This window comes from Flagellimonas meridianipacifica (assembly GCF_003001695.1).
GTDB lineage: Bacteria > Bacteroidota > Bacteroidia > Flavobacteriales > Flavobacteriaceae > Flagellimonas > Flagellimonas meridianipacifica.
In genome coordinates this window covers 1,613,325-1,628,380 of record NZ_PVYX01000002.1, presented here as the reverse complement: position 1 = coordinate 1,628,380, position 15,056 = coordinate 1,613,325, and the positions used below count along the sequence as shown (strand labels likewise).

Below are 15,056 nucleotides of genomic sequence, written 5' to 3'. Positions count from 1 at the left end.
TGATAAAGATACGGAGTATTAATCATTACTTTTGAGTTGTATGGAACCGAAAATTAAATGGGGGATAATTGGCCCAGGTAAAATAGCGAGAAAATTTGCTTCTGATTTATTGCTATTTGAAGATGCAGAGGTGACAGCTGTGGCTTCTCGAAATTTGGAAAGGGCAAAGAGTTTTGCGTCAGATTTTGGAATACGTTATGTCTTCGGGAGTTATGAAGAGCTTTTTGAATCGAATGTGGTCGATGTCGTCTACATTGCCACACCTCATACTTTTCATAAGGAACTATCCGTAAAGGCAATACAAAATGGAAAGCACGTATTGTGCGAGAAACCTTTAGGGGTGAATCTGATAGAAGTTGAAGAAATCATTAAAGTTGCCAAAGAAGAAAGTGTGTTTCTAATGGAAGGGCTTTGGTCCAGATTTAATCCTTCCATACAAAAAGCAAAGGAGCTAATAGACAACAATGAGATAGGTCCAATTTCATATCTACATGCCGACTTTTCTTTTTATGCCTTGGATAGAGGAAAGGAATCAAGATTGTTAAATCCCGAACTAGCTTCCGGTTCGCTTTTGGATATTGGTATTTATCCCGTATTTCTATCCTATCTTCTTTTGGGAATGCCCAAAAAAATACAAGCTCAAGCAAATTTCCTTGAAAATGGGACCGAGGCACAAACTTCCATATTGTTCAAATATAAAAATGCACTTTCCATGCTATATTCCGGTCTTAAAGGTGAATCCAAAATGGAGGCTGAAATCTCTGGAGCCCACGGAGAAATATTTGTTCATCCCAGGTGGCATGAAGCAAACGGCCTTACTTTGAAGAAAGGAGAGGAAGTAGAAAAGTATAATCTTCCAACCAAAGGCAATGGCTTTGTCTACGAAATTCAAGAAGTGCATAAGTGTTTGAAAAACAAGCTTATGGAAAGTAAACTCTGGTCTCATCAAAACAGTTTGGACTTAGCCAGGTTGCTGAACGACATACGTCATCAAATCGGTGCCAAGTTTCCATTTGAATCTTAAGAGTGGGAAAATCATCTCTTTTCCCTTTTTTTACGATATTTGATTGACTAACGAAACCTTAAATATGGGAATGAACAAGAATACTGTTTTGGCCTGGGCCACTTGGATAATGATTTTTGTGGGCTTGGGTATGATTGCATTGGGAGCCTTTAAATACGATGAAGTTGCGGGATATGGATTTGCCGCCGTAGGTATCGGCTTTTTCGCCATTGCATGGGTGTTCAACGCGCTAAAGGGCAGAGTATAATTTCCAATTTTCACTTTTACTTATAAACCACCAAAAAATGTCAGACGATAAAAAGGTCATATTCTCTATGTCTGGGGTAACCAAGACATTCAAAACGGCCAATACCCCTGTACTCAAAAATATTTACCTCAGTTTTTTCTACGGGGCGAAGATTGGAATTTTAGGACTCAATGGTTCTGGTAAATCCACGCTTTTAAAAATCATTGCAGGTGTGGACAAGAACTACCAAGGTGATGTTGTGTTTTCCCCGGGATACACTGTGGGATATTTAGAACAAGAGCCCCAATTGGATGAGGAAAAAACGGTTTTGGAAGTGGTTAAGGAAGGAGTGGCCGAAACGGTTGCTATTCTGGATGAGTATAATAAGATAAATGATATGTTCGCCTTGCCCGAGGTTTATGAAGATGCCGATAAGATGCAGAAGTTGATGGACAAGCAGGCAACCCTTCAGGACCAAATCGATGCATCGAATGCTTGGGAATTGGATACCAAGCTCGAAATTGCGATGGACGCATTACGAACCCCTGATTCCGATAAGAAAATAAGTGTACTTTCAGGAGGTGAAAGGAGGCGGGTGGCACTTTGTCGTTTATTGTTGAAAGAACCAGAGGTTTTGCTTTTGGACGAGCCAACCAATCATTTGGATGCAGAATCTGTGCATTGGCTGGAGCACCATTTGGCACAATATAAAGGAACTGTAATCGCTGTGACGCACGACCGTTATTTTCTAGATAACGTGGCTGGGTGGATTTTGGAATTGGACAGAGGGGAAGGGATTCCTTGGAAAGGAAACTATTCCAGTTGGTTGGACCAAAAAGCCAAACGACTGGCTCAAGAAAGCAAGCAGGCATCCAAACGCCAGAAAACGTTGGAGAGAGAGTTGGAATGGGTTCGTCAAGGAGCTAAAGGACGACAGACCAAACAGAAGGCACGTCTAAAGAATTACGATAAATTGCTTAGTCAGGACCAAAAACAGCTTGAAGAGAAGTTGGAGATTTACATTCCCAATGGACCTCGTTTAGGGACCAACGTTATCGAAGCCAAGGGAGTAAGCAAAGCGTATGGGGAAAAACTGTTATATGAAGACCTAAACTTCAACCTGCCACAAGCTGGAATAGTTGGAATAATAGGACCGAATGGAGCTGGTAAGACCACGATTTTTAGAATGATAATGGGTGAAGAAACTCCAGATAAAGGAGAGTTTGTAGTGGGTGATACAGCGAAGTTGGCCTATGTGGACCAAAGCCATTCCAATATTGACCCCAACAAAACCATCTGGGAAAACTTTAGTGATGGGCAAGAACTTGTCATGATGGGTGGTAAACAGGTGAACTCAAGAGCATACTTAAGCCGTTTTAATTTTTCAGGCAGTGAACAGAATAAGAAGGTAAATATGTTATCTGGTGGGGAGCGAAACAGGCTTCATCTGGCCATGACACTAAAAGAGGAGGGGAATGTCTTGCTTTTGGACGAGCCCACCAATGATTTAGATGTAAATACCTTACGTGCACTTGAAGAAGGTCTTGAAAACTTTGCCGGTTGCGCCGTAATCATTTCCCACGATAGATGGTTCTTGGATAGAATTTGTACACATATTTTGGCCTTTGAAGGAGATTCTCAAGTATACTTCTTTGAAGGTTCTTTCTCGGATTATGAGGAGAATAAAAAGAAGCGTCTAGGCTCTGATATCATGCCTAAACGCATCAAATATAAAAAGTTGATTCGATAAAAACGAAGAGAGTCTATTTCTCTCCGAGCGCCTGTATACCTTCTTCGAGAATCTTTTTGGCTTCTTCCAAGTAAGCTCGTTGTTGTGCTACCAAACTATTGGTTTCACTTTCCTTAGTACTGGAATGTGGATTGTACGTTTTGGAGAGTAATACCAGCTTCTCCACAGCCTTTTTTGCAGAATCCAGTCTTGCTTCGGCATGGGCCTGAAACACTTTGGCCATCTCGTTTTCTAGACTTTCAGTAGAAGATTGCTTTTCTTGTTTTTGAGTATAGGCTTCATGCTCCAAGGTGACATTGTCACTATCCTCTACAACAACGGGAGCAGGGTCATTTTGGGTACATTCATCAATTGAGGTAATGAGTTCATTTATCATTGCCATTGACTTTTTGGTGTAAAAACGGCCGGCTTCCCAATCAAAAGGTTCGATGGCCTTTTCCAAAACTTCCATTACATCTAAAGTTTGGTCCTCCAATTTCGTACAGCCACATTCAGATTGATATTCCTTTGACTTTTCCAATGCGGTATAAGCTCTTTCGGCATAATACATTTGGTGCTCAAAGTTGGTAGCCGTCATAGCTTTTTTGGTATGACTTAAGCCATAAGTGACTTTGGCGTATAAATTATCACAGCGATTGGTCTGTGCCGATGCAAAAATGGACAGAAGCAGAGAAATACTGACCATGTATGTTTTTTGTGCCATGGTTAAGTTGATTTGGGTTAATCTTATGGGAGAACGAAGGGAAGTGTGTATTAGTATATTATCCTAAAAATCATCGTTAGGATACCAATCTAATCGAACAACGGTAATATTTTCCCCTTTTGCGTCTATTATTGACTCAAACTTATCCACATCACTCACGTTTGGCTTTCCACGATAATGATAGGGATAAACCTCTTTAGGGGAAAACGCCAGAACGGCATCTGCAGCACTTTCTACGGTCATGGTGTAAGGAAGGTTCATACAGACAAAGGCCTTATCAATGTTTTTGAGATTTCGCATTTCAGGAATATCCTCCGTGTCTCCTGAAAAATAAACGCGTTTACTTCCCAAATTCAGAATATAACCGTTTCCGCGTCCTTTGGGATGGAATTTCAACGCCTCTTCTCGCAGGTTGTACATAGGAATAGCCTCAACATGTATTCCGTATCGTTCTTTATTATCCCCATTGTTCAAAACATCAATTTGAGGAGTGAATTCATCTGGAATCATATCAGCCACAGCTTGGGGGACCATGATTTTTGCATTGTGGGTATCCAATTCTTGAAGGGTTTTCAAGCTAAAATGGTCTCCGTGGATATCTGTAATCAAGATTAAATCGGGGATTGCTACATCTTTAAAGGCTTCTCTGCCTCCTACTGGGTCTATATAAATGGTAATCCCTTTCCATTCTAAAACCGCTGTTGCATGTTCAATGGGAATGATTTGAATATCATCGTGTTCACTAGTTTTTGAGATGTTTTTTTGGGCACAAACTTGAGATACGGTTATTGGTAATAGGAGAAAAAGGTAGACAAGGTGAATTTTTTTTTTCATGACACAAGGTTTCCAATACCCATAAAATTAAGGGATTCAGGACTTTGCCAAATCTTTTTCTTGTTTTTTATTTCATGAATAAAATCCAAAATGAAAACCCGAGCGTATATAATCCGAACACGGTTGATAAACACACCAAATTAAGTGTCAATTAATTACTAAGTTATGACTGAAACAAAAAGTAACAACGGATTAAAGGTAATAGCAGGTCTACTAGGGGTAGTACTTTTGGGAACCATCATCTACACTGTAAGTCTTTACCAAGATAAAAAGAAGACAACCACAGCACTTCAACAAGAGAAGGATTTGGTTGTTGAAGATTTAAATAGCTTGAAATCTGAGTATGACAAAGCTATTTTGGAAAGCAACGCTACGAATGAAGAGTTGGTTGCTGCTAGAGACAATATTGCTAAGTACATCGATTCTGTGCAAGCTATGAAGACCGATATTGCTTCCCTTTCTCGTTACAGAAGACAAGTAAGCGTTTTGAAAAAGGAAAGAGAAGAGTTGTTGAAGCAGGTTGATTCTTTGACTCAATCCAATACTTTATTGGCCATGGAGCGTGACAGCACTTTTGTTGAGTTGGAAAAGCAAACGGTTTTCAATGATTCATTGATTGTACAGAACACACAATTGGCTGATGCTGTTGAAAGAGGTTCTGCACTAAGCCTATCTACTTTTAGTGTAGATGCAGTTAGAGAAAGAAACAATGGTAAATTGGTTTCTACTGCAAGAGCAAAAGCTACTGATAAATTCAAAGTATGTTTCACTGTTGCTGACAATGTAATTGCCGAAGCTGGAGACAGAGAATTCTTCATTGAGGTTCTTGATCCTCAAGGTAATGTTTTGGGTGATAGCTACACCAAATCTAGTGAAGAAGGTGCTTCCATTACCTATAGTAAAGGAACAAACTTCTACTACGAAAACAGTTCTTTGGATGTATGTGATTATATCAACAAACCAGCCAGTGACTTCCAAAAAGGAAATTATATGGTAAATGTTTATGACAACGGTCTGAAACTATTGGGAACTTCCAAGTTTTCCTTGAAATAATATACACTATCCATCATATTAAAAAGCCCGTTCCTAGTTGAACGGGCTTTTTTTTGAGCTTAATCTTAGGGTAATTCATTTTAAACTTCCCACCATATCTTCGGGTTTTACCCACTCATCATATTCTTCAGCGGTAACATAGCCCAGATTTATCGCCTCCTCTCTTAAGGTAGTTCCATTTTTGTGTGCGGTATTGGCAATCTCCGCGGCCTTGTAGTACCCAATTTTGGTATTCAATGCGGTAACCAACATTAGGGAATTGTTCAATAAGGTTTTAATTACCTCGTGGTTGGGTTCTATACCCACGGCACAATTCACATCAAAACTCACACAAGCGTCTCCCAAGAGTTGGGCGGATTGTAGAATATTGGCTGCCATCATAGGCTTGAATACATTAAGTTCGTAATGTCCCTGCGTCCCCCCAACACTTACCGCGACATCATTGCCCATAACCTGGGCGCACACCATGGTCAGTGCCTCACATTGTGTTGGATTTACTTTGCCTGGCATAATTGAACTACCTGGTTCATTGGCGGGTATGATTATCTCCCCAATTCCGGAGCGAGGTCCAGAAGCCATCATCCGAATATCATTTGCAATTTTATTTAAGGAAACAGCCAGTTGTTTTAGCGCTCCATGACTTTCAACTATGCCATCGTGGGAAGCCAAAGCCTCAAATTTGTTTTCGGCCGTTTTAAAGGGTAGTCCAGTGAATTCCGCAATGTATTTAGCGACCAAAACATCATATCCTTTTGGAGTATTTAAACCCGTTCCTACTGCTGTCCCACCTAATGCCAACTCACTTAAGTGGTCTAAAGTGTTTTTCAACGCTTTTAATCCATGGTCCAGTTGGGATACATAACCGGAGAACTCTTGGCCCAAGGTTAGGGGAGTGGCATCCATTAGATGGGTACGGCCAATCTTTACCACTTCGGTAAAAGCGTTGGACTTTGCGTGAAGCGTATTTCTTAACTGCTCAATGCCTGGAATGGTAACTTCTACAATTTTTTTGTACGCAGCAATGTGCATTCCCGTAGGAAAGGTGTCATTAGATGATTGACTCTTATTGACATCATCATTGGGCTGTATGGTTTTTTCCCCTTCTCCAATGGTTTTTCCGGCTATCTCATGAGCACGATTCGCAATAACCTCATTAACGTTCATATTGCTTTGTGTACCTGAGCCGGTCTGCCAGATGACCAGAGGGAATTGGTCATCGTGTTTTCCTTCCAGAATTTCATCACATACTTGGGCGATTAAGTCTCGCTTCTCCACAGGAAGCACGCCCAATTCATGATTGGTATATGCCGCTGCTTTCTTGAGATAGGCAAAGCCATACACCACATCCAAAGGCATGGAAGCTGCAGGGCCAATTTTAAAATTGTTTCTGGAACGCTCAGTTTGGGCACCCCAATATTTATCTGATGGAACCTGTACTTCGCCCATCGTATCTTTTTCAATTCTGAAATCCATTTGAAATGTTGCTGTTTAATATTTGTAAAGATAAGTCATCAAAACTTCATTAAATAATAAGGACAAACAATGGTAGTTGAACTAAATTCAACATAAAGGCGTTATACCCTTAAACTTATTTGGTTACCAATAACCTTATTATTAAAAACACCCAAACCATGAAAAACCTACTTTTAATTACACTAGCATTTTTTTCGTTGACTGCTTTTGGACAAATTGATTCTACAGCTACGAATTTGGAATTCGATGAAGCTGCATATCAAAAAGCTCTGGATAGCATTAACAACTCTTTTAATTTCCAACAAGGGAAAATTACCTTAGGGGTTGATTTAGCAACGCTTAGCGTCCCAACTGGGTTTAAATTTTTGGACGGTGAACAAAGTCAGACTGTATTAACTGACCTTTGGGGAAATCCGCCGTCTGAATGTTTAGGAATGTTGTTTCCCGAAAAAACAGACATCATAGGCGAAAACTTTACCTATGCTATTGAAATCACTTACTCTGAAGAGGGATATATTGAAGATGACGATGCTGAAGACATAGATTATGATGATTTATTGGAAGAGATGCAGGAAAGTGCATTGGAAGAAAATGACAGACGTTCTGCAGAAGGATATCCAACAATTGAGATTGAGGGATGGGCAGCACCTCCCTATTATGACAATGAAACCAAAAAGCTGTATTGGGCCAAGGAAATCAAGTTTCAAGGGGAAGATATAAATACCTTGAACTATAATATTAGGATTCTTGGCAGGAAAGGATACCTTAACTTAAATGCAATTAGTGATATGGATCAGTTGGGCCTTGTTCAACAGAACATTGATCAAGTTATTGCAAGTACAGAGTTCAATGAAGGATACCGATATTCAGATTTTAATCCAGATTTTGATGAAGTGGCAGCTTATGGTATAGGGGGCCTTATTGCTGGGAAAATATTGGCAAAAGCAGGTTTCTTTGCCATTCTTCTTAAGTTCTGGAAATTTATTGCCATAGGAGTAGTTGGTGTTTTCAGTGCATTTAGAAAAAAAATCTTTGGATCAAAAGAGTCATAAAACCAAAGTAGCATTTGCGTTTTGTTTTTTTTTCATTGTATCTTTGTGGTGCAAAAAGTAAGACTATGTTCGAATTCGACCAATATTTAGGATTTTTAGCGTTCTTGACCATTTTAACCATTGGCTTTTGGCTAATGATTTTCTTGTTAACTTTTGTTGTCCCCTATTGGTTGTTTGGCAATCTTATGGAAATGTATAAAGAGAAACGCGCGGCTAAAAGAGCTGCACGAAACGAATAAAAAAAAGGAGCTGTTAAGCTCCTTTTTTATTTAACTACTTTGTCTTTATTTCCTCCATTGATTTTTTCTTCACCGCATGTCTATCAAACCATGCGTTGATATAGCCATGAGTTCTTAAAAAGTTGGAGGGTTTACTGCTGGTACCGTGGTATTCCTTGTTAAACCTTACCATAACAGTTGGGACCTTGTTCATTTTTAAGGCTTGGTAATACTCTTCAGTTTGAGAAATAGGGGTTCTCAAGTCTTCTTCTCCGCACATTAGCATAGTAGGGGTTTTAACATTTCCCACATACATCAATGGTGACCTTTTGATATGCTCACTGGGGTCTTCCCAGGGGTACTTTTCGAAATTATAATACCAACCAGCACCATCAGTTGTTCCTACAAAAGAAAACCAATTGGTAACTGGGTAGTTTACAGAGGCTGCAGCAAATCTATCGGTTTGTCCTACTATCCAGCTAGTCAGGACTCCACCACCACTTCCGCCATATACATACATTTTGTTTTCATCGATATATCCTTTGGCTATCACCTCATCCACTCCTGCCATGATATCGTCATAATCATTGCCTGGGTAAGCGTTTTGGATGGCATTTGCAAAATCATATCCGTACCCTGTGGAACCTCTGGGATTTGTATAGAGAACGACTTGGTCCTGTGCGGCATGCAATTGAAAGTTATAGTTGAATCCTACATGATACATACCATGTGGACCTCCATGAATACGAAGTACCAAGGGATATTTTTTGTTCGCATCAAACCGAGGGGGTTTAACAATCCATCCTTGTACTTCTTTGCCATCCACTGAATTATATTTGATTTCCTCAACCTGCCCGAACTCCACATTGTAAAAAATATCATCGTTTACATTGGTAAGACGTTGGATATCCTTAGCCTTCTCGATCGGAAAGGTTACTATGTCACTGGGATTTGAGGGGTCGCTCCAGGTGGCTACCGCAAGACTACCCGCTAGGTCATTCATGGTTAGCATGTGGTTTCCGTTCGTTATCTTCTTCACTTTCCCTTTAGTATCAACATAGTAAACATTGCTTTGGCCATATTCTCTTACATTGAAATAAACACCCGAGCTCTTGGCATCCCAGATAGGAGCGCTAGGTGTTTGGTCAAGACTTGTAGTGATGCATTTCATGTTTGAACCATCAGAATCCATAATGTACATTTTGCGGTCATGATAGAAGTTTTTTGACCATGTGGACCCAATAAAAGCGATTTTAGAACCATCAGGAGAGACCCTGGGCGAAGATTCCGCCCCATCACGTGATGTAATCTCCTTTACTTCTAGGGAATTGATATTTACTGCGTAGAGGTTAGAATGCCCTCGGGCATATTCAGCCTCTGGCTTCTGATAGCTACTGAATATGATTGATTTACTGTCTTTTGTCCAGGTGATTCCTCTTGACACATCGTCATACTCCCCTATTGTGATTTGTCTAGCCGTTCCTCCATCTGCTGGTACAATGAACAATTGACGGAATCCTCGTTCAAGAAAGCCAACCCGATCTTGGGTGTAGTCCACCTGATCAACAACTTGAGGCGATTTGGTCCAGGATGCTCCTTTTGGAGGTGAAGGAACGCCTTGGGGCTTCAACGCAGGTTCTGAGTCTACGTGCATTATGAAAGCAATATGTTTACTATCGGGCGACCACTCCATACTAGAAGGTGATTTCTCAAGTTTGGTTATCTGCGTAGGTTCTCCTTCAACTCCCAAGTATTTTACAAAAATTTGCGTTCCACTAGGCTCACCTTTTTTAGTAAAAGCGATTTTTGTTCCGTCCGGAGACCATTTACCGTTAGAACCATTCAAGAAAAATCGGTTAGTGGAACCGTTACTATTCATAATCCATAAATCAGTCTCTCTTGTGTCATCCACTAGATTTATCCATGTTCTTGAGTAAAGGATTTGTTTCCCATCTGGAGAGAGCGTAGGATTTGATGTCCATTCGTAGTTTTCGTAATGATCCAATGAAAGTCTTGTCTTTTCCTGTCCAAAGCTAGGAACCAGAATTAATGAAAATAGAATAATGAGTGTATTCTTCATAGGTGAGTTTTTTAGTTGTGGATTCTTCTAAAGGTAAGAAATTTTCACGGTATTAAAGCAAGCAAAACGAACCCTATCAGGTTCCAAATTCTTCTCCGTCTCCATCAAAATTCCGGTTCCTGTCCCCGCCTCTTTTTTTCTTTTGGTTGAACCTGTACGTAAAGGAAAGGTTGTAACTCCTTACCCTAAATTGGAATTCACTGTCTGTGTTGAAAAAGGGGGTAACGGTTTCGCTCACCCTTCTTCTGCTATTGAACGCATCATTGATATTAAAGGCTAAAGAAGCTTTTTCTTGGAAAAAGTCTTTACTGAAAGCAAGGTTAAGAGAAAAAATACCTTGATTTCTGGTCTGTGCATTTTCGGTGGGTCCTCTATAGAAGATACGGGTCTGCCAATCTATGCTTTTCGGCAAGGTAATTTTATTGTTTACGCGAATAAACCAACTCAAGTTTTCAGCATCAAAATTCTGACCATTGAAATCACCTCGGGTAATCAAGTTGAAAATATTGACGTTTCCATTAAGGTTCCATTTGCGGGTTGGTCGAAAGTTGGTAGTGATTTCAAAACCATATCGTTCATTTTCCGCTAAATTGACTGGGGTGCGACGAAGGATGTTCACTATTTCACCATCAAAGAGGGTGGTTTCTCCAGTTTCTTCAGTAATAAATGTTATCACATCCGTGGCCCTTTGATAGTAAATGGACCCGTTTAAGGTCAGCTTCTTAAATCGCTTTAAATAGCCTAGATCAACTTGGTTGGAAAAAGAAGGCGCTAAATTGGGGTTTCCTTGAAACAGATTGGTCGGACTGGACCGGGAGGGGAAAGGATTCAGGAAAAAAGAGCGGGGTCTTCGGATTCTTCGGTTGTATCCGAATTGGAAACTTTCCCCCTCATTGAACTCATAATTTAAGTTAAGTGTAGGGAATAGTCCATTGAAATCATTTTCATTAAAGTCATTCGTCTCGAGTTGGTTTACGATTTGTTTAGTGGCTTCGTACCGAAGTCCACCGAGAAATGAAAATTTGCCGAACTTATTTCCGTATTGCGTGTAAAATGCATTGATACGCTGTTCAAAATCCAATAAATTACTTGGGTCGGTAATGCCTAGTTCATCCAGAGTTGGGTTAATGAAAATCACATCATAATCTGTATCCAGTTGATTAAAATCTCCACGATATCCCAGTTCGAACTGTGCATTTTTCCCAAGTGGTACTACATAGTCCATTTGAAAAAACAACCTTTGCTGGTCTTCCGCGGTGCGAACACTTTCACTGTCAAACCCATTTTGCACAATCAACGATTCTTCTACCTCGTCACTAGTTTCGTACTGGAAGGCAAATGTCAACTTATGCTGCGAATTTTCATTGAATTGCGTGTCAAAGTTGAATGCATACTGAAAGGTGTTATCATCTTCTGTTTCGGGGTCAAAACGAAAACCACCTGTTGTAACTCCATCAGAGTTGGTTTGACTAAAGTTATTTGTGGTTTCACTGGAATTATTCCTATCCCTAATAAAGACCGAATTCGTAATTGAGGTATTTTCTCCAACGTACCATTCAACTCCAAAGTTGGCATTCAATCCTTTTCGAATTCTTTCAAAATCCCTTTCCTCCCGAATTGAATTCGTAAAAACCCCATCTTGATCAAAAAAGTCCGTATCATTTAACGAATTGCCCGGACTCTCACGATAGTTGTAACCGGTATTTGTGAAAATATTGAGGGCCCCAGTTCTCAAATTAAGATTTCCATTTATTCCTGCTGAATAAGGGTATCCCAAATTTCCAGTAAGTGCTCCATTCAGACCTTGGAGCTTACTTCTTCTAAGTATAATGTTGATGATGCCTCCAGAACCTTCTGCGTCATAGCGAGCGGAGGGAGAGGTAATAACTTCTACCTTTTCAATGGATTCGGCGGGTAATTGTCGCAATGCATCTGTGCTGTTGAGACCTGTGATGGCAGAAGGTTTTCCATTTATGAGAATGCGTACATCATCATTTCCTCTGAGTTGTACATTACCCTCTACATCTACCGAGACCGAAGGTACGTTATCCAGAACATCGCTAACTGTTCCTCCGCGTACCGTCAAATCTTTACCTACATTGTATATTTTCTTATCCAATCGAAGTTCCACTGTGGTTCGTTCGGCAATTACCTCAACTTCATCCAATTGGGAGACGTCCAAACTCAAAGCAATTTGCCCTAAGTCCGTATTGGACCGCAGAAGTTGGTTTTCCAATTTGTAGGTAGAATAGGAAATGTATTCAACAGATATATTGTATCTGCCAATAGGAGTTTCCACTTCAAAATTTCCAAAAATATCGGTTATTCCTCCGGTGATTACATCTGGATTGCGCACACTTTGCAATACCAAAGTAGCATACTCTAAGGGTTGACCTGTATCTTTATCGATAACTGTTCCAGAAAGCTTAATCTGGGGCAGGTTTTGGGGTCTTTGTGCTTGTAATGATAAAGCTAAGAGAAGCACTAGCCCCAAGAAGAGTTTTCGCATATGTCACTCTTTGTTTTTCTTCTTTTTCTTTTTTTTCTTTTTTGCTTTGAATCTGTTCTTTTCGAGTTCGAGATATGCTTGGTATTTGTCTTCGGGTAATCCAGCTTTTAGTTCCTCATTTTGAAGCTTGCCCAATCTTTCATACTCCTCTTGCATTTTTTTTGGTTCAAGCTTTAATATTTGGAGCTCCAGTTTTTTCTGGACATATTTTGTCAAAGTGGTACGGACCACTGCTTCTTCAAATGGATTTAGTTCCAAGGCTTCTGTAATCGAAGGCATACGTTCATTGACAACACCTTCAGCTGTAATTGGCTCTGGTTCCTTGGGAGTGGGTTGAGCCTGAGGGACCGTGCTACGTTGTCTGCCAAATCTATTTCCAAATTGAGCACTAACTGATTGAATACCCACCAATCCAATCATCAGCAAAACTGTGGTAAGAAGTAGTGATTTTTTCATTTTGCAAAGTTTTTCAATTCGTTGTTAGCAAAGTATACAGCAATAATCGTTCCTTACAGATTTGTAAAAATAAGCTATTCTTAAAGGAGCTTAGAGTATTTCTTTTATTTTTTCGGCAGGTCTAGCTACAACTGCTTTGTCATTATTGATTACTATTGGCCGCTCTATAAGCTTTGGATGTTGAACCATGGCATTGATAACTTCATCATCTGTAAGTGATTTTCCCTTATAGTTCTCTTTCCATATGGATTCTGAAGTACGAACAAGTTGTTGAGGAGGTATCCCCAGTTTTTTAATTACTGATACCAGTTCTTCTTTGCTAACAGGATTGTCAAGATATCGAATCTCTTCAAAATCATGCCCGCCTGCTTCCAAAAAGGCAAGCCCTTCTCTCGATTTTCTACACCTTGGATTATGGTAAATCTTAATCATCTTGCATTAACTATTTCTAATAAACAATTGATAAAACCATTTTTTATTCAACCGACATCAGACATCAGACATCAGACATCAGACATCAGACATCAGGCATCAGACATCAGACTTCAGAATTATTCCTCCTTCTGCCCCATCATCATTAGATAGGCTTTTAAAAAAGGATTTATGTCTCCGTCCATTACTGCGTCTACATTGCCAGTTTCCTCACTTGTTCTAACATCTTTTACTAATTTATATGGATGCATCACATAGTTCCGAATCTGAGAGCCCCACTCAATCTTCATTTTGGAAGACTCGATTTCGGCCCTGGCCTCTTGTTTCTTCCTAAGTTCAATTTCATAGAGTTGAGACTTTAGCATTTTTAAAGCCGTGGCCCTATTATCATGCTGCGAACGAGAGTCTGAACATGAAATCTGTATTCCAGTGGGCTTATGAACCAGTTGCACTTTGGTTTCAACCTTGTTGACATTTTGCCCTCCTGCTCCACTGGAACGAGCTGTTGTAATCTCAATATCCGATGGGTTGATGTCAATTTCAATGCTATCGTCAACCAAAGGATAAACATAAACAGATGCAAACGAAGTATGCCTTTTGGCATTGCTATCAAATGGAGAAATACGCACCAAGCGATGAACGCCATTTTCTCCTTTTAGCCAACCGAATGCAAATTCTCCCTCAATTTCAAGAGTTACTGTCTTTATTCCTGCAACATCGCCTTCCTGATAATTAAGCTCTTTGATTTTATACCTATTCTTTTCTCCCCACATGATGTACATACGCATAAGCATAGCTGCCCAATCACAACTCTCGGTTCCTCCTGCGCCAGCTGTAATTTGAAGTACCGCGGTAAGTTCATCTCCTTCATCAGAAAGCATATTCTTGAATTCAAGATTCTGCACAGCTTCCAAAGTCTTTTCAAACTGTTGTTCCACTTCAGATTCTTCTACTTCCCCAGCTTGGTGAAATTCAACAAGAACCTCCAAATCTCCAGCTAGAGTTTCTGCAATATTAAAGTCCTCGACCCATTTTTTTTTGGATTTGAGGGATTGCATCTGAATTTGCGCTTTTTGGGGATTGTCCCAGAAACCAGGAGCAAGGGTTTTTTCTTCCTCGTTTTCTATTTCGATAAGTTTGACATCAATGTCAAAGATACCTCCTTAACGCACCAAGGCGTTCAATAAGATCTTTATGTTGATCTGTGGTAACCATTTGTGAAAATTTGTGCTAAAATACATCCTTC

14 protein-coding genes are annotated in these 15,056 nt (G+C 40.0%); 6 read left to right on the top strand and 8 right to left on the bottom strand.

Features of this window, described 5'->3' with window-relative positions; translation table 11 throughout:
* The first annotated feature begins 40 nt into the window (after positions 1–40).
* The 3 genes from CLV81_RS17505 (at position 41) to ettA (ending at position 3,000) form a co-directional block, all read left to right on the top strand.
* The gene (locus tag CLV81_RS17505) at positions 41–1,024 is read left to right on the top strand and encodes a Gfo/Idh/MocA family protein (RefSeq protein ID WP_106146821.1); all 984 of its coding nucleotides are present in this window, start codon (positions 41–43) and stop codon (positions 1,022–1,024) included.
* Positions 1,025–1,094: 70 nt separating this feature from the next.
* The gene (locus tag CLV81_RS20685) at positions 1,095–1,271 is read left to right on the top strand and encodes a CAL67264 family membrane protein (RefSeq protein ID WP_168796318.1); all 177 of its coding nucleotides are present in this window, start codon (positions 1,095–1,097) and stop codon (positions 1,269–1,271) included.
* Between the two features lie 37 nt (positions 1,272–1,308).
* Complete coding sequence (gene ettA, locus CLV81_RS17495) at positions 1,309–3,000, top strand: energy-dependent translational throttle protein EttA (protein WP_106146816.1); 1,692 nt, start codon at positions 1,309–1,311, stop codon at positions 2,998–3,000.
* Between the two features lie 13 nt (positions 3,001–3,013).
* Here ettA and CLV81_RS17490 read toward each other — a convergent pair whose 3' ends face one another.
* Positions 3,014–3,703 carry a hypothetical protein gene (locus CLV81_RS17490; RefSeq protein WP_106146814.1) on the bottom strand — a complete coding sequence of 230 codons (690 nt, stop codon included), beginning with the start codon at positions 3,701–3,703 and terminating at the stop codon, positions 3,014–3,016.
* 63 nt (positions 3,704–3,766) lie between these two features.
* Entirely contained in the window at positions 3,767–4,537 is a 771-nt protein-coding gene (locus CLV81_RS17485; RefSeq protein WP_106146812.1) for an MBL fold metallo-hydrolase, read from the bottom strand.
* 165 nt (positions 4,538–4,702) lie between these two features.
* Between CLV81_RS17485 and CLV81_RS17480 the strand changes: the two genes are divergently transcribed.
* Positions 4,703–5,590 carry a hypothetical protein gene (locus tag CLV81_RS17480; protein ID WP_106146810.1) on the top strand — a complete coding sequence of 296 codons (888 nt, stop codon included), beginning with the start codon at positions 4,703–4,705 and terminating at the stop codon, positions 5,588–5,590.
* 75 nt (positions 5,591–5,665) lie between these two features.
* On the opposite strand, the gene fumC is transcribed toward CLV81_RS17480, so the two are convergent.
* Entirely contained in the window at positions 5,666–7,063 is a 1,398-nt protein-coding gene (gene fumC / locus CLV81_RS17475; protein ID WP_106146808.1) for a class II fumarate hydratase, read from the bottom strand.
* Positions 7,064–7,221: 158 nt separating this feature from the next.
* Here fumC and CLV81_RS17470 point away from each other — a divergent pair, with 158 nt between their 5' ends.
* Positions 7,222–8,115 carry a DUF2167 domain-containing protein gene (locus CLV81_RS17470; RefSeq protein WP_106147690.1) on the top strand — a complete coding sequence of 298 codons (894 nt, stop codon included), beginning with the start codon at positions 7,222–7,224 and terminating at the stop codon, positions 8,113–8,115.
* 65 nt (positions 8,116–8,180) lie between these two features.
* Entirely contained in the window at positions 8,181–8,354 is a 174-nt protein-coding gene (locus tag CLV81_RS20680) for a hypothetical protein (protein WP_170068340.1), read from the top strand.
* 34 nt (positions 8,355–8,388) lie between these two features.
* Here CLV81_RS20680 and CLV81_RS17465 read toward each other — a convergent pair whose 3' ends face one another.
* From CLV81_RS17465 to prfB, 5 genes are all read right to left on the bottom strand, one after another.
* Positions 8,389–10,413, bottom strand: a complete 2,025-nt coding sequence (locus tag CLV81_RS17465; RefSeq protein ID WP_106146806.1) for a S9 family peptidase — start codon at positions 10,411–10,413, stop codon at positions 8,389–8,391.
* A gap of 76 nt (positions 10,414–10,489) precedes the next feature.
* Entirely contained in the window at positions 10,490–12,922 is a 2,433-nt protein-coding gene (locus tag CLV81_RS17460) for a TonB-dependent receptor (protein WP_106146805.1), read from the bottom strand.
* Positions 12,923–12,925: 3 nt separating this feature from the next.
* Positions 12,926–13,378: a hypothetical protein gene (locus CLV81_RS17455; protein ID WP_106146803.1), complete on the bottom strand. Its 453-nt coding sequence runs from the start codon at positions 13,376–13,378 to the stop codon at positions 12,926–12,928.
* A gap of 90 nt (positions 13,379–13,468) precedes the next feature.
* Complete coding sequence (gene arsC, locus CLV81_RS17450) at positions 13,469–13,810, bottom strand: arsenate reductase (glutaredoxin) (protein WP_106146801.1); 342 nt, start codon at positions 13,808–13,810, stop codon at positions 13,469–13,471.
* A 119-nt stretch (positions 13,811–13,929) separates the two neighbouring features.
* A protein-coding gene (gene prfB / locus CLV81_RS17445) for a peptide chain release factor 2 (protein WP_146129936.1) occupies positions 13,930–15,025 on the bottom strand; the annotation gives its coding sequence in 2 pieces (ribosomal slippage) (positions 13,930–14,961 and positions 14,963–15,025; 1,095 coding nt in all).
* Positions 15,026–15,056: the final 31 nt, after the last annotated feature.